24 protein-coding genes are annotated in these 21902 nt (G+C 62.6%); 12 read left to right on the top strand and 12 right to left on the bottom strand.

Going from position 1 to position 21902, the window contains the following annotated elements:
* The first annotated feature begins 20 nt into the window (after nt 1-20).
* Both UP06_RS27745 and UP06_RS27740 read left to right on the top strand, forming a co-directional pair.
* Entirely contained in the window at nt 21-920 is a 900-nt protein-coding gene (locus tag UP06_RS27745; RefSeq protein WP_045006840.1) for a VOC family protein, read from the top strand.
* Nucleotides 921-995: 75 nt separating this feature from the next.
* Complete coding sequence (locus tag UP06_RS27740; protein ID WP_045006839.1) at nt 996-1859, top strand: fumarylacetoacetate hydrolase family protein; 864 nt, start codon at nt 996-998, stop codon at nt 1857-1859.
* Between the two features lie 11 nt (nt 1860-1870).
* Here the strand turns inward: UP06_RS27740 and UP06_RS27735 are convergent, their stop codons facing one another.
* Genes UP06_RS27735 through UP06_RS27715 form a run of 5 tightly spaced genes read right to left on the bottom strand, consistent with a single transcriptional unit; the run spans nt 1871 to nt 6478 of the window.
* Nucleotides 1871-2575: an ABC transporter ATP-binding protein gene (locus tag UP06_RS27735; protein ID WP_045006910.1), complete on the bottom strand. Its 705-nt coding sequence runs from the start codon at nt 2573-2575 to the stop codon at nt 1871-1873.
* Entirely contained in the window at nt 2568-3314 is a 747-nt protein-coding gene (locus UP06_RS27730; protein ID WP_045006838.1) for an ABC transporter ATP-binding protein, read from the bottom strand. Before UP06_RS27730 ends, UP06_RS27735 begins: the two co-directional genes overlap by 8 nt.
* Nucleotides 3311-4321: a branched-chain amino acid ABC transporter permease gene (locus UP06_RS27725; RefSeq protein WP_045006837.1), complete on the bottom strand. Its 1011-nt coding sequence runs from the start codon at nt 4319-4321 to the stop codon at nt 3311-3313. Before UP06_RS27725 ends, UP06_RS27730 begins: the two co-directional genes overlap by 4 nt.
* Nucleotides 4321-5190: a branched-chain amino acid ABC transporter permease gene (locus tag UP06_RS27720; protein WP_045006836.1), complete on the bottom strand. Its 870-nt coding sequence runs from the start codon at nt 5188-5190 to the stop codon at nt 4321-4323. Before UP06_RS27720 ends, UP06_RS27725 begins: the two co-directional genes overlap by 1 nt.
* 31 nt (nt 5191-5221) lie before the next feature.
* Entirely contained in the window at nt 5222-6478 is a 1257-nt protein-coding gene (locus UP06_RS27715; RefSeq protein WP_045006835.1) for an ABC transporter substrate-binding protein, read from the bottom strand.
* A 279-nt stretch (nt 6479-6757) separates the two neighbouring features.
* Here UP06_RS27715 and UP06_RS27710 point away from each other — a divergent pair, with 279 nt between their 5' ends.
* A complete protein-coding gene (locus UP06_RS27710; RefSeq protein ID WP_045006909.1) occupies nt 6758-7405 on the top strand; it encodes a GntR family transcriptional regulator in 648 nt (215 codons plus the stop codon).
* A 111-nt stretch (nt 7406-7516) separates the two neighbouring features.
* Here the strand turns inward: UP06_RS27710 and UP06_RS27705 are convergent, their stop codons facing one another.
* Entirely contained in the window at nt 7517-8209 is a 693-nt protein-coding gene (locus UP06_RS27705; RefSeq protein ID WP_045006834.1) for an SDR family NAD(P)-dependent oxidoreductase, read from the bottom strand.
* A 236-nt stretch (nt 8210-8445) separates the two neighbouring features.
* Here UP06_RS27705 and UP06_RS27700 point away from each other — a divergent pair, with 236 nt between their 5' ends.
* The 9 genes from UP06_RS27700 (at nt 8446) to UP06_RS27660 (ending at nt 17188) form a co-directional block, all read left to right on the top strand.
* Nucleotides 8446-9249, top strand: coding sequence for an SDR family oxidoreductase (locus UP06_RS27700; protein WP_045006833.1), 804 nt, complete (start codon nt 8446-8448; stop codon nt 9247-9249).
* Entirely contained in the window at nt 9242-10444 is a 1203-nt protein-coding gene (locus UP06_RS27695; protein WP_045006832.1) for a pyridoxal phosphate-dependent aminotransferase, read from the top strand. Before UP06_RS27700 ends, UP06_RS27695 begins: the two co-directional genes overlap by 8 nt.
* A gap of 216 nt (nt 10445-10660) precedes the next feature.
* On the top strand, nt 10661-11593 hold the full coding sequence (locus UP06_RS27690; protein WP_045006831.1) for an ABC transporter permease: 933 nt from the start codon (nt 10661-10663) through the stop codon (nt 11591-11593).
* Nucleotides 11593-12396: an ABC transporter permease gene (locus UP06_RS27685; RefSeq protein WP_045006830.1), complete on the top strand. Its 804-nt coding sequence runs from the start codon at nt 11593-11595 to the stop codon at nt 12394-12396. Before UP06_RS27690 ends, UP06_RS27685 begins: the two co-directional genes overlap by 1 nt.
* A gap of 28 nt (nt 12397-12424) precedes the next feature.
* Entirely contained in the window at nt 12425-13489 is a 1065-nt protein-coding gene (locus UP06_RS27680; RefSeq protein WP_045006829.1) for an extracellular solute-binding protein, read from the top strand.
* A gap of 12 nt (nt 13490-13501) precedes the next feature.
* On the top strand, nt 13502-14596 hold the full coding sequence (locus UP06_RS27675) for an ABC transporter ATP-binding protein (RefSeq protein ID WP_045006828.1): 1095 nt from the start codon (nt 13502-13504) through the stop codon (nt 14594-14596).
* A 119-nt stretch (nt 14597-14715) separates the two neighbouring features.
* On the top strand, nt 14716-15411 hold the full coding sequence (gene pxpB, locus UP06_RS27670; protein ID WP_045006827.1) for a 5-oxoprolinase subunit PxpB: 696 nt from the start codon (nt 14716-14718) through the stop codon (nt 15409-15411).
* Nucleotides 15408-16385: a 5-oxoprolinase subunit C family protein gene (locus UP06_RS27665; RefSeq protein ID WP_045006826.1), complete on the top strand. Its 978-nt coding sequence runs from the start codon at nt 15408-15410 to the stop codon at nt 16383-16385. The genes pxpB (UP06_RS27670) and UP06_RS27665 overlap by 4 nt, the downstream gene beginning before the upstream one ends.
* Before the next feature lie 35 nt (nt 16386-16420).
* A complete protein-coding gene (locus UP06_RS27660; protein ID WP_045006825.1) occupies nt 16421-17188 on the top strand; it encodes a LamB/YcsF family protein in 768 nt (255 codons plus the stop codon).
* On the opposite strand, the gene UP06_RS27655 is transcribed toward UP06_RS27660, so the two are convergent.
* From UP06_RS27655 to UP06_RS27630, 6 genes are read right to left on the bottom strand one after another with little or no spacing between them, the layout of a single operon-like run.
* Nucleotides 17181-17615 (bottom strand): acetyl-CoA carboxylase biotin carboxyl carrier protein, encoded by a 435-nt coding sequence (locus UP06_RS27655; protein WP_045006824.1) that lies wholly within the window; start codon nt 17613-17615, stop codon nt 17181-17183. The genes UP06_RS27660 and UP06_RS27655 overlap by 8 nt on opposite strands.
* Entirely contained in the window at nt 17606-18583 is a 978-nt protein-coding gene (locus tag UP06_RS27650) for a 5-oxoprolinase subunit C family protein (protein ID WP_045006823.1), read from the bottom strand. Before UP06_RS27650 ends, UP06_RS27655 begins: the two co-directional genes overlap by 10 nt.
* Nucleotides 18580-19242 (bottom strand): 5-oxoprolinase subunit PxpB, encoded by a 663-nt coding sequence (pxpB, locus tag UP06_RS27645; protein ID WP_045006822.1) that lies wholly within the window; start codon nt 19240-19242, stop codon nt 18580-18582. Before pxpB (UP06_RS27645) ends, UP06_RS27650 begins: the two co-directional genes overlap by 4 nt.
* Nucleotides 19239-20594 carry an acetyl-CoA carboxylase biotin carboxylase subunit gene (accC, locus tag UP06_RS27640; protein ID WP_045006821.1) on the bottom strand — a complete coding sequence of 452 codons (1356 nt, stop codon included), beginning with the start codon at nt 20592-20594 and terminating at the stop codon, nt 19239-19241. Before accC ends, pxpB (UP06_RS27645) begins: the two co-directional genes overlap by 4 nt.
* Nucleotides 20594-21064: an acetyl-CoA carboxylase biotin carboxyl carrier protein gene (locus UP06_RS27635; protein ID WP_045006908.1), complete on the bottom strand. Its 471-nt coding sequence runs from the start codon at nt 21062-21064 to the stop codon at nt 20594-20596. The genes accC and UP06_RS27635 overlap by 1 nt, the downstream gene beginning before the upstream one ends.
* Nucleotides 21065-21111: 47 nt before the next feature.
* Nucleotides 21112-21870: an SDR family oxidoreductase gene (locus UP06_RS27630; protein ID WP_045006820.1), complete on the bottom strand. Its 759-nt coding sequence runs from the start codon at nt 21868-21870 to the stop codon at nt 21112-21114.
* Between the last annotated feature and the right edge of the window lie 32 nt (nt 21871-21902).

Below are 21902 nucleotides of genomic sequence, written 5' to 3'. Positions count from 1 at the left end.
AATACGACCAGGAGGTTGCAATGAGCAGGATGTTTAATCCGAAAGTCTTCCAGCTGGGGTACGTCGGGCTGGGATGCACGGATTTGGGGCGCTCGGCCCAATACTACATGGAGACGCTCGGACTGACGGAGACGGCGAAAGGACACCTCGGCGAAATCTATGCCTCAGTGGGATACGAACATCACAATGTCATCCTTACGAAGGCGGCTCACAAATCCTTGCTGCAGTTGGGCTTTCAGCTCAAGCCAGCCATAGACCTTGCAGATTTCGCTAAGCAACTGAACGCGTACGGTGTGCGCAGCGCGGTCAAGTCCGATTCACAGCCAGGAATCTCAAAGTTAATCGAGGTGGAAATCGCTGACGGGCACACCGTCCAGTTCTACCGCGACATTGAAGCACCGGCGCCTGGCTTCAAGAACGTCGGCGTAGCGCCATTGCGCCTCGGCCACGTAGCGGTGATCAGCCCCCAGGCGGCAAAGCTCCGGAAGTTCTACGAGGAATTCCTCGGATTTTGGTACACCGACGAGTTTGAAGGCATAGCGACGTTTCTCACCTGCAATCGCGATCACCACGTCATCAACATCGTCGACATTCCGGAATCGAGGGTTCATCACATCGCCTTTCAATTGAAGGACAGCGTCTCTCACCCGAACGCTTGCGATGAACTCCGTCGGGCAGGGATCAAAACGGAATGGGGGCCGAGCCGCCACACGGCAGGTCACAATCTGGCAGGTTACCACTACGACCCGGACAAGGTCCTGATCGAGCTCTACACCGAAATGGATGTTTTCATTCCAGAACTCGGCATGTGCGAAGCGCGCCCCTGGCACGAACATTTCCCGATGAAGCCTCGCGCCTGGAAGCTCACAGAGCTCAACGCATGGGGAACCGACTTCGCCTTCAACCTCGGTCAGGGCTAGTCGGATTCGGCACGGCGTTCCCGTCGAGGGGGCAGGATAGCGGTGCAATGCGCCCCATAGCAAAGGAAGGCTAATATGAAACTGGTACGATATCTGAGCGACGGCGCTTCGGCGAGGCTGGGTCTTCTAATTGGCGATCGCGTTGTGCCGTTGGCCGACGTAGCTCCGGGGGCGCCGACCGATGTCCTCGATGTCATCGGGGCTTGGGAAGGGCTGCGTGGCGCCCTAGCCAATGCCGCCGCGACCAGCGGCATCGCTCTTAACAGAGTGAAGTTGCTTGCCCCGATCGAGAGGCCCCGAAAGATTCTCGCGATCGGCCTCAACTACGCCGATCACATCGAGGAATCGCAGGCGGCTGGGGTCAAAATACCCACCGAACAAGTGTGGTTCTGCAAGCAGCCGACGTCTGTCAACGCGCCATTCGGCGACGTTCAGTTGCCGCGTGTGTCAAACCAGCTCGACTACGAAGTAGAACTCGTTGTTGTCGTCGGCAAGAGTGGACGGCACATCCCGGCCGAGCGCGCTCACGAACACGTCTTTGGATACAGTGTCGGAAACGACGTCACGGTCAGGGACTGGCAGTTCAAAACGCCGCAATGGATGCTGGGGAAGTCATTCGATACGCACTGTCCCTTCGGTCCGAGCATCGTAACCGCGGATGAAATTGGCGATCCGCACTCGCTCGGGGTTCGCGCGTTCGTCAATGGCGAGTTGCGACAGAATTCCAACACGCGCCATCTGGTCTTCAATGTTTGGCGCCAGATCGAAGAGTTGTCTCACGCAATGACCCTCGAGCCCGGAGACCTGATTTTCACGGGAACTCCGGGCGGAGTGGGTTTCGGCTTTAAACCTCCGAAACCGCTGCTCGCGGGCGACTCTGTACGATGCGAAATCGACCGCATCGGAGTCATCGAGAACCGGATCGTCGCAGAGGTCTAGAGGGGTGCCTCTCAAATTCCGAGATACGCCGCTTGGACTTGCTGGCTGTTCGCAAGCTCGTCGCTTTTTCCCTGCATGGTCACGCGCCCGCTCTCCAGCACGTAAGCGCGGTCAACCAGAGACAGCGCGCGGCTGACATTCTGCTCGACCAGCAGGATTGCAGTGCCCATTTTGTGAATTTCTGCAATCTTCTCGAACGTGACGTCGGTCATCACCGGCGCCAGGCCGAGTGACGGCTCGTCCAGCATCAAGAGCCGTGGCTTCAGCATGAGGCCGCGGCCGACCGCGAGCATCTGCTGCTCACCGCCGCTCATCGTACCCGCGAGCTGCCTTTTGCGCTCGGCAAGCCGCGGAAAGATCTCATAGACGAGCTCCATCGTTTTGCTGCGCTCGGCCTTGGCCTTTGGCACAAAGGCGCCGATTTCCAGATTTTCCTGCACGGTCATCTCCGGAAAAACCTGGCGCCCTTCCGGGACGTGGGCGATACCCAATTCCGGAATCTTGTGAGGTGGCAGCGAGGCCAGGTCTATGCCGTCGAAACTGATGACCCCCGACGTCAGGCGGACGAGTCCGGAGATGGCACGCAAGGTCGTGCTCTTGCCGGCGCCGTTCGCGCCCAACAGGCCAACGGCTTCACCGGCGTTGACGTTGATCGAGACCTGGGAAATCGCCGGCACCGCGCCGTAGGCTGCGCTAACGCCCTTGAGCTCAAGCATGAGCCCCTCCGCCTGCGCCTGCATAACCGGAGCCGAGGTAGGCGCGGATGACCTCGGGATTCTCGACAATCTCCTTCGGCGCGCCATCCGCGATCTTCTGGCCGTGGTCGAGCACGACGATATGACGGGCAACCGCCATGATCGCGCGCATCACGTGCTCGACGATGACGATCGTCAAGCCGCGCTGCGACAGTTTGCCGACCAGCGCAACCGCCTGATCGATCTCTGCCGGGTTGAGCCCCGCCATCACCTCGTCCAGCAGGAGGATGCGCGGCTGGGTCGCCAGCGCGCGCGCCATTTCGAGCCGGCGCTGGTCGATGGTGGTGAGGTCCTTGGCCGGCGTCTGTTCGCGCGCGGTGAGCCCGACGAAGTCGATGGCTTCGCGCGCCTTCTCGCGCGCGGCCACAATGTGGCGGTCGCGCAGGAAGGCGCCGGTCATGACATTGGCAAGCACCGTCATCGCGCCGAAGGGCTTTGCGACCTGGAAGGTGCGTGCGAGGCCCAGCGCACAGACGTCGTGCGGCTTCAGGCCCACGACTTCCTGCCCGAAGGCCAGCACGGAGCCGGAATCGGCGCGATGAAAGCCGGTGATGAGATGAAAGCTCGTGGTCTTGCCGGCGCCGTTCGGCCCGATCAGCGCCACCGTCTCGTTCTGCTTCACGGTGAAGCTGACGTCCTGCACGGCGCGCAAGCCGCCGAAGCGCTTGCTCAGGCCCTTTACCACCAGCGCATCCGTCATGGCGATGTTCTCACCCGCGCCGGGCGCCGGTCGAGATGCCGTTGCCAGATATCGTTGAACAGGCCCATCAAGCCGGTCGGTCGCCACAGGATGACCGCCATCAGGATCAGGCTGTAGACGGTGAGTTGGATGCCGCCGGTCGAGGAGCCGAGCCAGCTCTGCAGCAGGGCCGAGGTGGTCTCCAGCAGCACCGTGCCGACCACCGGGCCCCACAGCGTGCCGATGCCCCCGACGATCGAGACCAGCGCAGCCTCGATCGAGATGTTGAAACTGAAGGCGGTCGCGGGATCGATGAAATAGATGTACTGGACGTAGAACGTTCCGGCGAGCGCGGTGAGGAATGCGCTGATCATGTAGATGTGGCGCTTGATGCGCGGCGCGTTCACGCCGATCGCTTCCGCTGCGTCCTCATCCTCGCCGATGGCGACGAGGTAGTAGCCCATCCATGAGCGTTCGATGCGCCAGGTGATCACCAGCCCCAGCACCAGCAGGCCGAGCACCACATAGTAGTAGGACGCCTTGGTCTCGAACTGCATCATCAAGGGCGAGCTACCGAGATTGGGAATGGTGGTGCCTTCGGCGCCCCAGGCGAGATCGCGGAATTTCAGGAAGATCAGCATCAACGCCTGTGCGGTCGCGATGGTGGCGATGGTGAAATAGGGGCCGCGCAGGCGAAAGCAGAGCCAACCGACCGGCAGGCTCGCCAGCATCGCGACGAAGCCGCCGGCGATCATGCCGATCCATGGCGAGATGTCGAAATCGATCTGCATGATGGTCGAGGTATAGGCGCCGAGCCCGAAATAGGCAGCGTGGCCGAGCGACAGCTGCTTGGCATAGCCGCCCATCAGGTTCCAGGCGACTCCGAGGAACGAAAACAGGAGGATGCGGATGAAGATGTCGAGTGCGAATCCGTTCCTGACGAGTTGCGGGAGCAACAGCAGGATCACGCCGAGCGTGGCCAGCGCAAGCACCTGCCACTTGCCAGCGTTGTCAGTGTCCTTGCCCACTAGCGCATTCTCCCACCGCCGAGGCCTTGCGGCTTGAACGCCAGCGTCAGCAGCAGCATCGCAAACACCACGATCAATCCGGAATCGGCGCCGACGAACTGGACGCCAAGCGATTCTGCAATTCCCATCATCAGGCTCGCGACCAACGCGCCGAGCACATTGCCGAGCGTGCCCAGCACGACCGCAACAAAGGCCATCAGCACGAACACCTGGCCTACGAACGGATAGGCTGAATAAAACGGCATCAGGAGCGAGCCCGCGGCGCCCGCAAGCGCCAGGGCGGCGCCGAAGGCGACACAGAACACGCGGTTGGGGTTGATGCCCATGAGCGTCGCGACATCGCGGTTCTGCGCTGCCGCGCGCATCGCCTTGCCGAGATCGGTCGCGCGCAGGAAGGCCCACAACGCGCCGCTCAGGGCCATCGCGACCACGAAGGCGATCAGCTTCGCCTCCGGAATGTATAGTCCGCCGAAGTGAAAGGCTTCATCCGAATAGGAGGTGTGAACCGTGCGGTAGTTCGCGGTGAACAGCAACAGCGCAAGATTGAGCAGCAGCAGCGACAGCGCAAAGGTCAGGAAGATCTGCGGCATGTCGTTCGGCCCCAGCACCCTGCGGATCAGGAAATGCTGCACCAGCACGCCGATCACGAACAGGGCTGGCATCGACACGAGCAGCGAAACGATCGGGTCCACGCCGAAATAGGTGGCAAGGAAATAGCTGACATACATCCCGATCATCACGAATTCGCCCTGGGCGAAATTGACGATCTTGACCACGCCGAAGATCAGCGTCACGCCGATGCTGACGAGTGCGTAGATGCCGCCGATGAGCAGGCCGTTGATGACGGCCTGGGCCACTGTCTCCAGCATCGGAACCCTCTCGTCTTCAGCTCTTGCGTCTTCAGCTCTTGATGAGCGGTGCGCGGGCGTCTTCCTGGGGGAAGACGCTTGCAAGGTCGCCGTTCTGCCACTGCACGCCCACGGGGCGGCCATAGACATTCTTGCCGTCGGGCCCGAACTTGACCTTGCCGCCGGGCGTCATCGCCGCATAACCCGAGGATAGGTCGAGCGTCGACAGCGCCTCTCGCACCTTCTGCGGATCGGCGGAAGCGGCGCGCTCCAGCGCGTCCGCCAGCATGAAGGTCTGTGCCACCAGCCCGCCCGCATATTCAAACAGGAAATCGCCGGTGATTTTCTTGTAGGCCTCGTTCACCTTTTGGCAATCCGGACTCATGTCGTGATTCCAGTGGGCGATCCCCTGCAGGCCTTCGGCAAGCTTGCCGACATTCTTGTAGAAATCCGGAATGACAAAGCCGCCGGAGCCTCCATTGATCGCAACGTTGAGGCCGACCTGCTTCACCGTGCGCACGATCAGGATCAAATCGTTGAGGTAGGAGACCGAAAACAGCGCATTCGCCCCAGAAGCCTTCACCTTGTTGATCAGGGGACCCGCATCCGTGAAGCCCGCCGAATAGGGCTCGAACATCACGATCTCGACGCCTTCGCCTGGTGCCAGCTCCTTCAAGCCGTTCGAGGTGGAGGTGCCGAAAGCCGTGTTCTCGAAGATCACGGCCACTTTCGGCTGGTCACTGACGAGCTTGGACATCTGGAGCTGCGCGCGGGCGAATTGCGAGGCGCGCGCGAACGGCGTGAAGGTGAACTTGCGGCCCTTGTTGAGCTGGTCGGAGCTCGAGCCGGTAATGATCGGCATCTTGGCGCGCTCGCAGACTTCGCTCGCGATCAAGGTGAGCGCGCTGGCGAAGCAGCCGTGGATCGCCGATAATTTATTGCCAGTGATCAGCCGGTCGGTCTCGGTCCGGGTCACGGTGGTATCGCTCTGCACATCAGAGATGATGAGGTTGAGCTTCGCACCGCCGAGCGATTTGATGCCGCCGGCGTCATTGATCATCTCCACCGCAAGCTTTGCCGCGGCGACGCAGCCGACGCCGATCTGCGCCATGCTGCCGGTGGTGGGATAGAGCGCACCGATATTGACGGGATCAGCAGCGTAACCACGGAGCGGCACCGCGCCGAAGGCCCCGGCAGCCAATGCACCGCCCGCCTTGATGAGGAATCTGCGGCGGCTGTGTTGCTTGGAGAGGAGGGGCTTCGGTGCGCTCTCGCGATCGAGGACGGATTTGTGGCGTCGTCTGCTCATGCCGTTTCCTCCCTGTTCGGATCTGTCGCTGGGCCTTGGGCCCGCCGTCCGTCTTGCCGAGGAGCGTAACCCCTCGCGAAATTGTTTACAATATCGTTAGCAATATTATTATCCGGCGGAGAGGGTGCTGCGCCTGCGCGGGGCGCGTTGACGGATCGGGACAGAATGGCCGCGAAATCGCTCAAGCCAATGAAGGTAGGCGCCAAGGTCGCGGAGAAGGCTCTGGACAAGTCCGCCGACGGCGCCGCCCGACCGGCGCAGCCGCCGGCCGCGACCGAGATGATCGCGCGGCGCATCGAGGAAGATATCGTGCTAGGGCGACGGCATCCGCGCGAGCGTCTGATTGAGCAGGACCTTTGCGATCTGTTCCAGACTCATCGCGGCGACGTGCGGCTTGCGCTGTTCGAACTGGAAAGAAAGGGATTGATCGATCGCATCCCCAATCGCGGCGCGATGGTGCGCGGATTGACGCCGCATGAGGTGCGCGAGATCTACGCCGTCCGCGAGGAACTGGAGGTGATGGCGGTGCGCATCATCCCGTTCCCAGTTGCACCACGCGAAATCAGTCGGCTCGAAGAACTTCACCGCGAGCACAGCGCGGCCGTCGCATCCGGTGATCTGCTCACCGTGTTCTACAGCAATCTGAGCTTTCACCAGACGTTGTTCGGCCTGTGCGGCAATTCCTGCCTGATCGAGACCATCGATCAGTTGGCACGAAAGGTCCACGGAATACGCTTCTATGCCGATGCATCGCCGAAATCGCTCGATCGCGCGCGGCTTGATCATTTGCGGATGATTAAGGCGCTGCGCGGCGGACGTCGCGACGAGTTGATCTCACTGACCCGCCGGCATCTAAGACCCTCGCCGGAAGCCTACATCAAGGCATACGAGCAGCGTTTCGGTAAGGGCGACGTGGCAGGGTCGTAGGAGCGGCGCGGCCAGAAACCCAACAGCGAGCCAGCGCCGCTTCAAGCCGTTGTTCGGGGCATCAATCGATTCAGTCTCTGCCCGTGATTTGGCAGTCGTTCCGCCCGAGGCTCAAAGCATCGGCTCGAACTGGCAGTGCACGAGCATCTCGGAAACCGAAGCGTTGTTCGGCAGCATGAGCGCTGTTTCCGCCAGGCGGGCGATATCGCCGGGCTGGCTCATCTCGTGGCGGGGAATCTCGTCGTCATTCAGGGTCATGTCGGTGGCAACATAGCCCGGGCAGATCACGGTCGCCCGAATGCCCGCCGCGCGCCCTTCCCGGCGAATGCCGTGGGTGAGTGCGACCACGGCGAATTTCGTCATCGCGTAGCCGACGTTGCTGCCCACGCGCTTCCCGGACAGCGATCCCAGATTGATGACCCGCCCATGACCGCAGACGGCCAGATGGGGGAGGGTGGCTCTGACAAGGCGCAGGGGGCCCTTGACGTTGACGCGCCACATCTCATCCAGTTCGCTCTCGCCCTCGTCGGAGACGCGAACCCTCGGATTGATTCCGGCCGCGTTGACGATGGCGTCGACGCCGCCCCATCGCGCAACCGTTGCATTGGCCCATGCGAGCGGGCTTTTGGCGTCCTCGGCGTCATAGCGATGCGTCATCAGCCGCTCGCTCTCCGCGAGCCGGCTCGGATCGCGGAGCCCCGCGGAGACCCGGAAACCCGACGCCAGCAGCCGCTCGACGACTGCGCGTCCGATGCCGCGCGAAGCACCCGAGACCATCACGATCCGATTGTCGACCTCCAACATTTCGATTCCGTCTCCCAGGGATGAGCAAAGCCGTTTCAAAGTGTAAGGGGGCACGACGGGAAGCAAGTAAGAAAAATTCGCTCTACCGGCATTGTGCGTGCTTATGGCTCGCCGGTGAAGGACGCCGTCGGGGACATTGGATGTCCTTATGAGGGCAGAACAAATCCGCTCTATGCGTGCGTGCGCCCGTGCACGTAGTTTTCCGTCGCTCTGTTTGACGGCAAAGAGCCTTGCGGATGGGATTTTCAGACTATCGGACGGCGTTGGTGACGGGCGCGTCCTCGGGCATCGGAGCTGCGACGGTTCGTCGCCTCCGCGCCGAGGGGCTCGAGGTTCATGCGTTGGGCCGTGACGCGCAGCGGCTGGCGAGGTTGTCGGCGGAGACCGGGTGCCGTATAGGCGAGGTCGATGTGAATGACCTCGAGGCCCTGACGCGTCTCGCGACCTCGGCCGCGTTCGATATTCTCGTCAACAATGCCGGCCAGTCGCGCCGCAGCAATATCCTGGACACCGCGACCGACGATGTCGACATACTCGTCGACGTCAATTTGCGCGCGGTCCTGCACCTGACGCGGCTCGTCGTGCCCGGCATGGCGAGGCGCAATCGCGGCCACGTGGTCAACGTCTCGTCGATCGCCGGCCACTATGCTTTCGGCGAGAACGCGACGACCTTCAATTCATCCGTCGCCTATCACGCGACGAAGGCAGGCGTTCATTCGCTGTCGCAGCAATTGCGTGTAGATCTCCATGGCACCTGCGTCCGTGTCACAGAAGTATCGCCAGGACGCGTCGCGACGAGCATCTTCCAGAATCAGAACGCTGCCGATAACCCGGATGCGCGCTTCGTGGGGGCGTTCGAGACGCTCCAGTCCGAGGACATCGCAGAAGCCATCGCGTTCGCCGTGGGATCGCCGGCGCGGATGAACGTGGCGATGATCGAGGTCGTGCCGACGTTCCAGGTCGTGGGCGAGTTGCGATTCGCGAGCCGATCCGAGACTGTCCGACGCACTGAAGTGATAAGTGGAGCTGATAATGCCTGAACTCGCAAACCGCCTGAAGACCGTGAAGATATCGGCTTCGGCGGCGATGACGGACAAGGCGCGCGAACTTCGCGCCGCAGGCGTCAAGATCATCGGCCTGTCGTCCGGTGAGCCCGATTTTCCGACGCCACCGCATGCGATCGAGGCTGCGCATCGGGCGGCGCTGGCGGGCGATACCAAATATCCGGCGCAGCCGGGGACCGTCGCGCTGAGGACCGCGGTCCAGCGCAAGTTCAAGCGCGAGAACAATCTCGACTATGCCCTCGACGAGATCTTGGTCGCCAATGGCGGCAAGCAGATCATCTTCAACGCGCTGCTCGCCACCTGCAATCCCGGCGACGAGGTCGTCATTCCGGCACCGGGCTGGATCACCTATGCCGACATCGTGCGCTTTGCCGAGGCGACGCCGGTCGCGGTGCCGTGCCCGGAGAACAACCAGTTCAAGCTGCGGCCTACGGACCTCGACGCTGCGATCACGCCTCGGACCAAGTGGCTGATCCTGAATTTTCCCAACAATCCGACCGGCGCGGCATGCACGCGCGAGGAGATGCGTGCGATCGCGGACGTCATGCTCAGCCATCCCGACGTCTGGATCCTCACCGACGACATCTACGAACACCTCACCTATGACGGTTTCGAGTTCTGCACCATCGCGGAGGTTGAGCCGAGGCTGAAGAATCGTGTCGTGACTGTCAACGGCGCGTCCAAGGCCTATGCGATGACGGGCTGGCGGGTCGGCTATTGCGGCGGTCCGAAGGACCTGATCGCCGCCATGAACAATGTCCACGGTCAGGCGACCGGCGGAATCTGCACCGTGAGCCAGGCGGCGGCAGTCGCGGTCCTGGACGGTCCGCAGGATTTCCTGAAGGAGCGCGCGGACATCTATCGCGACCGGCGCGATCTGGTGGTCAAGCTCCTCAATCAGATCCCCGGCATCACCTGCCACAAGCCGGAAGGGGCCTTCTATGTGTTTCCGAACATCGCCGGCTGTATCGGCAAGACCACGAAAGCGGGACGGCGGCTGGAAACCGATGCCGACTTCATTTCCGCGCTGCTGGAAGAGCAGCATGTCGCGGCCGTGCCCGGCGGCGCCTATGGCATGAGCCCGTACTTTCGTATCTCCTATGCGACCGACACCGAGTCGCTCAAGGAAGGCTGTCGGCGCATCGCGAGCTTCTGCGAAAGCCTGCGCTGACCGGACATCCCGATGCCGGGCTTTACCCCCGGGGAGGACAAAGATGCTGTCAGCAGCACTTACCGATCAAGATTGGAGCAGTATGCCGCACCAATTGTCATAATCGATCCTAATGCCCCTAAACGAAGATGTTCTTGGCCCCGTAGGATGCCGGCGCATAAGCTTTAAGCAAAGAAGGGGTATGCCTTGGTATCGCGCAGTCCAGGACGGCCAGCGATGACCACCAGCGACGATGCGGTGGCGGTTTTGGGCGTTGAAACCCCACCGGTTGCCCGACAGGGATCGCGGTGGCGCCTGGCCTTGCCTGTCGGACTTCTCGCAGTCCCGATGTTGGCATTCCTGACCTATTTCTTCTTCTATCCGGCGATACGGCTGCTGTTCTCCAGCATCCTGACCCAGAACAGCCTGGGAATCATTGGTCGCCCGTTCACGCTTGCGCACTATGCGCGCTTGATCGATGTCGAACTCTATGCCCGCGTGCTTTGGACGACGCTTCGGATCAGCGCGATCACCTCCGTGCTCGCGACGGTGCTTGCCTATCCGGTCGCGTTGGTCATGGTCAAAAGCCGCCCGATCGTCACGCGGAGCATTACGCTGATTGTCATCGCGCCCTTGATCGTCAGCGTGGTCGTGCGTGGATATGGCTGGCAGCTGGTGCTTCAGAACGGCCCGAAGGGGATGTTGAACTGGATCCTGATGACCCTGCACATCGTCAATGAGCCGTTGTCGATTCTGTACACCGAAACGGCCGTCGTCATCGGATCGCTGCACGTATTCTTTCCGATGATGGTCCTGCCGCTGGCGTCGGCGCTCGGCAAGATCGATCCCAATCTCGAAGATGCTGCCCGCACACTTGGCGCGCCATGGTGGAAGGTGTTCCTTCGGGTGACGCTGCCATTGAGCATGCCCGGCTTCGTGGCGGGCTTCACGCTGGTATTTTCGCTCACCGCCGGTTCTTTCGTCATTCCAGCGATCCTCGGCGGCGCTTCAGCGGTCATGCTCGGCAATCTGATCGAGCAACAGATCTTCGTCGTCTATGATTGGCCATTCGGCGCTGCCATCGCCGTGGTTCTCGTCGGCCTCGTCCTCGCAGTCAACGGTGTCTCGATGTGGCTTCTGGAAGGCCGCCGTCTCAGGAGGGCCGATTAATGGACGAGCGGTTTTCCGGCTTTGGTGCCTTCATCCTCTACACGATCACGGCCGGCATGATGATCTTCATCCTGGCACCGCTCCTGCTGGTCATGGCGGCGTCGGTCTCCGATACCTATTTCGTGACGTTTCCTCCGCAAGGCTTCACTCTGAAGTGGTACGCCAAGGTTCTGCAAGACCGTGATTTCCTCGAAGCGATGCGGCTGAGCATCCTGCTCGCGCTCGGCACGACGGTCGGATCGCTCCTGTTCGGCGTGCCGGCGGCCTTTGCGCTTGTGCGCGGCAATTTCTTCGGCCTGGCCGCGATCAAGGGGTTTTTGCTGTCGCCGCTGATCTTCCCGGCGCTGGTGACAGGCCTGGCATTGCTTCAGATTCTCACGAAGCTCGGCTCCCAGGATGCGCGGGTGAATCTTCTGATCGGGCACATCGTCGTGACGTCGCCCTATGTTATCCGGACCGTCGTCACCAGTCTTCAACTGGTGGACGAGAATCTGGAGGATGCCGCGCGCACGCTCGGCGCGAGCCGGTTGCTGACGTTCTGGCGCGTGACGCTGCCGCAGATCGCCTCCGGCGTCGCCGCCGGCGGACTGTTCGCCTTCATGGTGTCCTTTGACAACTACCCGGTCACGATGTGGCTGGCGAACTCGGAATATTCCCCCGTGCCGCTCGTCCTGATGCGGCAGTTGGTCAACGTCTTTGATCCATCCGTGCCTGCAATGTCGACGATCATCATCCTGATGGCGATGGTCGGTGTTCTGCTGCTGGAGAAGCTGGTGGGCCTGCGCCGCGCGCTGGCCGCCTGATGTTTGTTCATAGAAGGAGATTGGACTCATGAGCCTGACACGTAGGACACTCATCAAGGCCGGCGCATCCGCGATTGCGCTCCCCACGATCATCAGCCGGGCGTCGGCGCAGGACGTCAAGCAACTGCATGTCGGCGTATACAACTCCGCGCTGGGCAAGCTGATCCAGAAGGAGGTCATTCCCAAGTTCGAGGCCGAGTTCAAGTGCCGCGTCTTCACGATCGAGGGGGCGACCCTCTCCAACATCGCGGCCCTCCGCGCGACCCGCGATACACCGCGCTTCAGCATGATGATGATGGATGACGTCGGCATCCCCCAGGCCAAGCAGGAAGAATTGATCGACAAGCTCGACGCGAGCAAGATTCCCAACCTCGAGAAGGTCTATCCGCGCTACCTCTTCGAGGACGGCTATGGCGTCGGCTTCTCGATCTCCAGCGCGGCGATGTTCATCAATCCGCAAGTGACCAAGCCGCTCGAGAGCTACGAGCAGATCTTCGATGCGAAGTACCGCAAGCAGATCCTGCTGAACACACCCAAGAACACCCAGAGCGTGCTGATGCTGATTGCCGCGACGTCACTCGTAACCGGCAAGCCGTTCAAGGAAGCGCAATATCTGGTCGACAGCGGCTGGGACAAGCTTGCGCTGCTGAAGCCGAACGTGCTGACGATCTACGACAGCGAGGCGCAGGTGCTCCAGGTTGCCCAAGGCCAGGCGACCATCGGCGGCATCGAATACTCCAAGGCGATCTACCCCCATACGGCGAAGGGCATGCCGCTCGACATGACCTTCCCCAAGGAGGGTGCGTTCACCGGCATCAACAGCATGACGCTGGTCAAGAAGGCGCCCGAGCCGGAGCTGGCCTGTGCGCTCATCAACCGTATCCTGGAGCCGTCGGTCGCAAAAATGCTGTCAGAGCAGACGCTGAGCGCGCCGTCGGTCGGCGGAATCGATTTCAAGCCCGAAACGGCCAAGTTCCTGGCCTATCCCGACACCAAGGCGGCCGATCTCGGGCTGTTCACGCCGGACTGGAAGTTCATTGTTCCGCGCCGCGGTCCGTGGCTTGAGCGCTATAATCAGGTGTTCACGAGCTGAGCAGGGGGTGCCATGAGGTCGTCCGTAGTCAGGCTTGATCGCCTCAGCAAGGAATACAACCGAACGGTTGCCGTCGACGACGTATCGCTCACGATCGAGCCGGGCCATTTGATCGCGCTGCTCGGTCCGAGCGGATGCGGCAAGACCACCTGCCTTCGCATGATCGCGGGCCTGATCCGTCCGACATCCGGCGACGTCTTCGTGAACGACGAGAGAGTGACCGACATTCCGGTCCATCGCCGCAACGTCGGAATGCTGTTTCAGAGCTACGCTCTGTTCCCGCATCTTACCGTCGAGGAGAACATCGCATTCGGCCTCGACGTGCGCGGGATCGCGAAGGCCGAGGCCGCGAAGAAAGTGGCTTCGGCACTCAGCCTCGTCCAGCTGTCGAACTTCGGAAAGCGGTATCCGGCGCAGTTGTCGGGCGGTCAGCAGCAGCGCGTCGCGCTTGGACGGGCGCTGGTCATTGAGCCGGCGATGCTGTTGCTCGATGAACCGCTAGGAGCGCTCGACAAGGGGCTGCGCGAAAGCATGCAGGTCGAGTTGCGCGCCTTGCAGCGCAGGCTGGGTCTCACCACGATCATGGTCACCCATGATCAGGACGAGGCCCTGACCATGGCCGACAAGATCGTGGTGATGCGCGACGGCAAACTCGAGCAGGTCGGCTCGCCGACCGAAATCTACCAGCGCCCGACGTCGAAATTTGTGGCGAAGTTCATCGGTGCTTCGAATCTGTTCGAAGGACACGTTGAACAGAGAAGCGGCGGCGGTGCGCTCATCCGTGTTTCGCCGGAGCTGAGCCTGGAGGTCGACGAGATGCCGGCATCCGCGACCGACGCGATGATCTCGATTCGGCCCGAGTCGATCATCGTCGAGAGGGCCGGCGAGAACGCAGCGCCACCACAGGTCAACAGCGTGGCTGCGCGTGTCGACCAGGCCATCTATAGAGGGTTCGTCAGTCACTATTATCTGAAGACGAGCGGCGGCGAGCAGATCATTGTGTTCGAGCAGAATCAGTCGCAGCAAGCGGGACTTCGATATACCGTGGGCGAAGAGGTTGTCGCGCGATGGGGCTCTCCGAGCAATCACGTCATCGCACGCCACTGAGGCTCGCGGGCAATCGACATCCCTTATACCCGCAGACGAACATCGTCTTGGATCGACTTCCGCTGTCTGGCTAAATTTAACGCTGACGACGCCGTGGGCGTTGGACGTGCGAGGCGTTTTTGTCGATTAATCATCCCAGTGCTCCCTTTGTCGGCGCGATCGAAAAAAGCCCGAAGGTCAGCCTGATCGGTACACTCGCGATGCTGATTGAAGCGCCCGGCGACTTCGACCTGGTACAGCAGGGACGCATCTGGGCCCTGGCTGATGCACTCTCGTCCTGGCCAAATGTCCAGGAGGCCGTCATTGGCGTCACCAACGTGATGCTGGCATTTGAGCAACCGCCTGACGATCTCGGCGGGCTCAGCGCTTCGATCATCGAACTGTGGCATCGTCTGCCGGGCCGTCAGGCGGATGGCAAGCTCATCGAAATTCCCGTCGTCTACGGCGGTGAGCAAGGATTCGACTTGCCCGCGGTCGCCGCGCGCGCGGGACTATCCGAGCGGGAGGTGATCAGGATTCACAGCGACGGCGAATATACGGTTTGCGCGGTCGCGAGTTCGCCGGGGTTCGGTTACCTCCACGGCCTTGATCCGCGCATCTTCATGCCACGAAAGTCCGTACCTTCATTGAACATGAGCGCGGGCTCAGTGACCATCGGCGGGATGCAGACCGGCGTCGCGGTCTTGACCAGTCCGAACGGATGGAATGCGATCGGCTGGGCCTCTGTTGCGATGTTCGATCCAGAGCGGACCCAGCCGTCTCTCATGCTGCCGGGTGACCGCGTCAGGTTCAGGATCGATCGGATCGAGCTGTGATCGAGATACTGACCAGCAATGCGTTCAATACCATCCAGGATCAGGGCCGCAACGGCGCGCGCCGCCTGGGTGTGAGCACGTCCGGCGCCATGGATCCCGTCGCCCTCGAGGCCGGAAACGCGTTGCTTGGTAACGATCGCGATGCCGCCGGAATCGAGATCCAGACGTTTCCTTTCCGCCTGCGATTCGAGGCCGACACCACATTCGCGCTAACCGGTGCCGACCACGATGCCACATTGGCGGGCACGACTGTTCCATCATGGTGGTGTAGGCGGGCCAAGGCAGGCGATATCCTTTCAATCAGCGCGCCCAGGCGAGGTACACGCGTCTACGTGACGTTCGCAGGCGGCATCGATGTGCCGCGCGTGCTGGGCTCGCGCAGCACCCATCTGCGCGCCGGCTTCGGCGGGATGGAGGGCCGCGCCTTGCAGGCAGGCGACGTCGTGCCGGTCGGCGAGACACGGTGCGAGGCCGCCGGCCGCTTCGATTTCGGCGTCGAACCACCCGATGTGGCGATTGCGGGCCGTGGTCCATCGAAGGACCGCGTGCTGCGGGTGCGTCTCATGCGGGCCGGCGAATATGATCTGTTTTCGGAGGCGATGCAGGCCGCGTTCTGGTCCACGACATGGAAGATCAGTGCCCGCAGCGACCGCGGTGGATACCGCCTCACCGGAGGCAGACTGACATTGGACGCGCCGGTCGAGATGCGTTCGCATGGCGTCGTGGCGGGTGTCGTGCAGGTGCCGCCGGCCGGCGAGCCGATCATCCAGATGAGCGACGCCAACACGGCAGGCGGCTATCCGAAGATGGCTGCCGTGATTCAGGCCGATCTCTGGCGTCTCGGCCAGGCGGCGCCGGGATCGTTCATCGCCTTCAGCGAGGTCAGCTACCAGGAGGCCGTTGCGGCCATGGCGCCCGTCAACGGCTACCTCGCGAAGTTGCGTGCGACTGCGGATCTCTATCGAGCGCTTTGAGTGGACATCAACAATAACAAGAGCAGGGTGCAAACATGAAAATCGGCATCAATTCAGACATGGGCGAAGGTTTCGGCAACTATCGCATCTGCGACGATGAGGCGCTGATGGGCATCATCTCGTCGGCCAATGTCGCGTGTGGTTTCCACGCCGGCGATCCCATCATCATGGATCGCATGGTCCGGCTGGCGAAGCAGAAGGGGGTCGAGGTCGGCGCCCATCCGGGCCTGCCGGATCTGCTCGGTTTTGGCCGGCGCGTGATCCAGATGGATGCCGCCGAGCTCGAGAAGCACATGGTCTACCAGATCGGCGCGTTACAGGCGATCGCGGCCAACGCAGGCCACCGCGTGACCCATGTCAGCTTCCATGCAGCGATGGGCAACATGGTGGATGCGGATCCCGAGATGGCCGAAATCGTTGCGCGTGCGATTGCGACCATCAATCGCGATTTCATCGTGTTCTCGCAGCCCGGCGCCGAGATCGTGCGGGCCGCGCGCAAGGTCGGCCTGCGTGTCCTGACGCTGTTCCTGGCCGATCGGGCCTACGACGAGAATGCCCATCTGGTGTCCCGCAAGCTTCCCAATTCGGTCATCACCTCGCCCGAGGCCGTGGCCGAGCGGGTTCAGCGGTTCCTTGATAGCGGAACGGTGAAGACGATCGAAGGCAAGTCGATCAAGATCGAGGCGCGCTCGATCCTGATCCACAGCGACACCCCCGGATCGGTCAACCTCGCCGGCACGGTGCGCCGCGTGATCGAGCAGGGCGGCGGTGAAGTCACGCCCGCAACCGTATTGCTCAACTGATCGGGCTGATCTTGCCGAGTGGGCGGATGCGCGCAATTGGTGTGCCGTAGCCGACCATTGCCCCCGTCTCTGCGATCACGGCATCGACGGTGCCAGCGGCCGGCGCAATGACGGGTGCATAGAGCAGTCCGATCTTGACCAGGCCGACGATTGCGCCGGCCTCGATCCGCTGACCGGGCGCAACAAACGGCTTGTCCCGCCAGGGATGAGCCGCAAGGAAATGTCCTGCGACATCGGCCTTGGCAATGACGGAGTGGTCTGCGGCTGGGCCGGCCGCAGCAGCCAGCATCGGAGAGGCAGCCATCCGGGCGCCTGTATCCATGACGAGCTTCAGCGACTGTCCCGACTCCTCGATCTCGATCGCGTCGACGCCGGACCTTTCGAGGATTTGCGCCAGGCGTTCGATATCGGTCAGCTCTATCGGCATGCTCTGATCTCCTCGACAAGACGCACATTTGTCCTCAGCCGATCGAGATAGGCGGACATCTCGGCCTCGGCCGCAAGCGCATCGGTATAAGCGGTTTGCTCGAACCGCAATTTTCCGCCGAGGCGCGCCTGCCCGACGCGCCAGAGATCGGCCCTGATCACGGTTGCGATCTTCGGATAGCCGCCGGACGTCTGCGCGTCGCGCATCTGGATGATGGGTTGCCCGTTGGGTGGAATCTGGATGACGCCGGGGACGATGCCGTGAGAGCGCTTCTCGATCGGCACGCGCGGCTTCACGGCCGGGCCTTGCAGACGGTAGCCGTAGCGGTTGCTTTGCGGCGTGATCTTCCAGCTGCTACGCCAGAACAGCGCCTGCGTGGGACCGTCGAATCCGTCATATTCGCCCGCGATCACGACCCTGACGATGGTCTCGTCCGTGGATGCGTTTGCCCGCGCCAGAGTGAGATCGGCCGGCTCGATCCCGAGCTCGCCGATGGTCGCGGTGGACGCGGCGCAGGGCAGGATATCGCCGGGCTGGAGCGGTCGTCCGTGCAAACCGCCGAATTCGCCGCGAAATTGCGTGCTGCGCGATCCCAGCACGATCGGCACGTCGATGCCGCCGCCGACCGTCAGATAGCATCGCGCGCCGTGGGACATCGCCTTGATGGTTAGAACATCTCCGGCGCGGGCGTACGAACGCCACCATGGCGGGATCGAGCGTCCTGCGATTTCGGCCTCGACCCCGGCGCCCGTCAGCGCGAAGGCCCTGTCCCGGCCGAAGCTGAGCTTGAACGGCAGCATCGGGATTTCGATGCCGGCGGCATTCTCGTCATTGCCGAGAAGGATGTTGCCGGCGCGCAAGGCGACGTCGTCCATCGCGCCCGATGTGCCGACCCCGAAGCGATATTGGTCGAACCGGCCCAGGTCCTGGACGCTGGCCGGACCCGTGACTGACAGGATCTCGATCAACGGATCACCCGTTCGATCTCGAAGCGGATGATATCGCCGGGTACGAGCGCGGCCGGTGTAGGCCAGGACGGATCGAAGAACGTCCAGTCCGTATGCCCGATGGCGTGCCAGCCGCTGGGGCCAGGTGATGCGGAGACGCCGGTCTGTGATCCGCCGATGGACACCGAGCCACCTGCGGAACGTTGCAGCGGCGTCTGACGCCGCGGCATGGTGATCCGCGGGTCCATGCCGCCGAGGTAGCAATAGCCGGGATGGCTGCCCAGCGCGAACACCGTGTAGAGCGGCGCAGCATGGATCGACACGACATCGTCCACTGACAGGCCGCAATGATCGGCGACGGACTTGAGCGACGATCCGATCTCGCCGCCATAGGTGACAGGCAGCTTGATCTCGCGACCGCCGATGGCGATGCCTTCTGCCTCGTCCCAGCCGTCGTTGAGGGCGGTAATCAGGGTCTTAAGCTCGCGGGGAGGTGTCTCGAAGGTCAGCATCAGGTTGGTGATGCCGGGAATCGCCTCACGGATTCCCGGCCATGCCGATGCGGTGGCCGCCAGCGACCAGATGCGCCGCTGATGCGGCAGGTCGAACGCGCCGGGGGCCTCGAACAATAGCGCCGATGTTCCGAGCAGGCTGATCCGCGGTCGGTCCGGCGTCGTCATTGCGCGGCCACTCGCGCGCTCATCCAGTGCTCGAGATGGTGGATGTCGTAGCCGCCACGGCAGAACGTCGGATCGGACAGGATCGCCTGATGCAACGGCACATTGGTTCGGATGCCTTCGGCGCGCAGTTCAGACAAGGCGACGCGCGCGCGTGCCATGGCTTCATCGCGGGTGCTGCCATGGGCGATCAGCTTGCCGATCAGCGAGTCATAGTGACGGGAAACGGTGGCACCGGCGGTGATGTGGGAATCGACGCGGATGCCGATCCCGCCGGGAACGTCCCAGCGCGTCACCGTGCCGGGCGATGGCGCGAAGGTGGTGGGGTCTTCGGCATTGATGCGAAACTCGATCGCATGGCCAACGCGCGCGATGTCGGCTTGCGAGATCCGCAGCGGCTCGCCTTGTGCGATCCGGATTTGCTCCTTGACGATGTCGATCCCGGTCGTCATCTCGGTGACGGGGTGCTCGACCTGGACGCGCGTGTTCATCTCGATGAAGAAGAATTGCCCGTCCTCGTAGAGGAATTCGAAAGTGCCTGCGCCGCGGTAGCCGATCCGCCGGCAGGCTTCGACGCAGCTTGAGCCCACCTGTTCGATCAGCGCGCGATCGATGCCGGGTGCGGGAGCTTCCTCGACGACCTTCTGGTTTCTGCGTTGGAGCGAGCAGTCGCGGTCGCCGAGCCAGAGATGATTGTCGTGCTGATCGCACAGCACCTGAATCTCGATATGGCGGGGCTTTTCGAGGAATTTCTCGATGTAGACCGCAGCGTTCTTGAAGGCCTTGCTCGCCTCCGCACGCGTCAGCGCGAGCGCCTGATCCAGTGCGTCTTCGTTGCGCACGATCCGCATGCCGCGTCCGCCGCCGCCACCGGCGGCCTTGATGATCACGGGGTACCCAATGTCCCGCGCGAGCGCGCGCACTTCGGCCGGATCATCCGGCAGGGCGCTGTCCGGCCCGGGCACGCAAGGCACGCCGGCCGTTCGCATCGTGCGCTTGGCTGCAACCTTGTCGCCCATGGTCCGGATGCAATCCGCCGGTGGGCCGATGAAGGTGAGGCCGGCGCGCGTGACCCGCTCGGCGAACTCCGCACTCTCCGAGAGGAATCCGTAGCCCGGGTGAATTGCCTGGGCGCCGCTGACCTCCGCCGCGAGCAGGATCGCCGCCGCGTTGAGATAGGTGCCGCTCGCCGGTGCCGGCCCGATGCAGAGTGCCTGGTCTGCAAGCGCGACATAGCGCGCGTCGTTGTCCGCTTCCGAGTGAATGACGACCGTCTTGAGGCCCATGGCCCGACAGGCGCGCTGGATACGAAGCGCGATCTCGCCGCGGTTGGCGATCAGGACCTTGTCGAACATCAGGATGGACCCGCAGGACCGATCCGAAACAGGGCTTGTCCCGCTTCGATCTCGTTACCGTCATCCGCGAGGATCGCAAGCACGACGCCCGGCGCTTCGGCTGTGACGTCGATGAAGGTCTTCATTGCCTCGATGATGCATATCTTCTGCCCGACCTCGATCCGTGCACCGACCTCGACCAGCGGCGGCTCGTCCGGCGCCGCTGCCCGGTAGAACACGCCGTGCATCGGTGCGGGCACGACAATGTTTGTGATGGCCGAGGCGGGGGCGTCGGGAGCAGGGCCTTCCTGGCGATCGAGGGCGGGAGCCTGCGAGTTGCCTGCACTTGCAAGAGGTGCCGAGACCTGGGGCGCTCCCTGATCCGGTCGCTTGAGGATGCGGATGCGTGTTCCATCCTGCGTAAGCTCGAGTTCCGCGATGGAGGACCTCGCAACCAGATCCACGAGCTGTTCGATTTTAGGGAGATCCACGGTCACGCTCTGTGTTGACGGCACGTCGAGTTCGGGGCGTTCATGCATCACTCTGCTGGCCGCGGGCCCTTTTGTGCGAAATTGAGGCCGCCGACAACCTGCTGGGTCGGCAAGACCTCCATGAACGCGACATTCATGCGCGCCGGCGATCCGATCGCGAATGTGATCGAGTTGGCGATGTCCTCAGGCTGGAGTGCATCATAGTCGTCAAAGAAGCGGCGCTTGGCTTCGGCGAGGTCGCCCAGAAGGCGCCCGAAGACTTCAGTCTCGACCCGCGCCGGTGATATCTCGGTGACGCGAACCCTGGTGCCGAAGAGATCAACGCGCAATTGCTGCGACAGCGAGTGAATGCCCGCTTTGGTGGCATGGTACACGGTGTTTCCGCCGGCAAATGCGTAGTGGCCCGCGATGGAGGAGATGTTGACGATATGGCCGCGGTCGCGGTGCGCCATGCCCGGCACGACGAGCCGTGTCAGATGCAGCACCGCACGCAGATTGACGTCGATGAGTGCGTCGACATCCTCCGGCGTCGTGTCCAGGATATTCCCGCGTCGGGATTGGCCGGCATTGTTGACCAGGACGTCGAACTCGGCGGACTTCGCCAGCGCCGCAAGCGCGTCCAGGTCGCTGATATCAACGGCGCAGGGCCGGCATCCGGTCTCCGCGGATAGGGCGCTCAAGCGGGCTGCGTCGCGCGCCACGGCGTAGACTTCGAGCCCTTCCGCACTGAGGCGGCGCACCGTCGCCGCACCGATCCCCGAGGACGCACCGGTCACCAGGGCCGTTCGATAGTCCGAAAATCCCATCCGCAGGGCTCCCTCTGCTACCGTCCAGCCCT

The organism is Bradyrhizobium sp. LTSP857, assembly GCF_000938285.1.
Lineage (GTDB): Bacteria > Pseudomonadota > Alphaproteobacteria > Rhizobiales > Xanthobacteraceae > Bradyrhizobium.
Note: the sequence above shows the minus strand (reverse complement) of the source record. Positions and strands in the feature narration are given on the sequence as shown.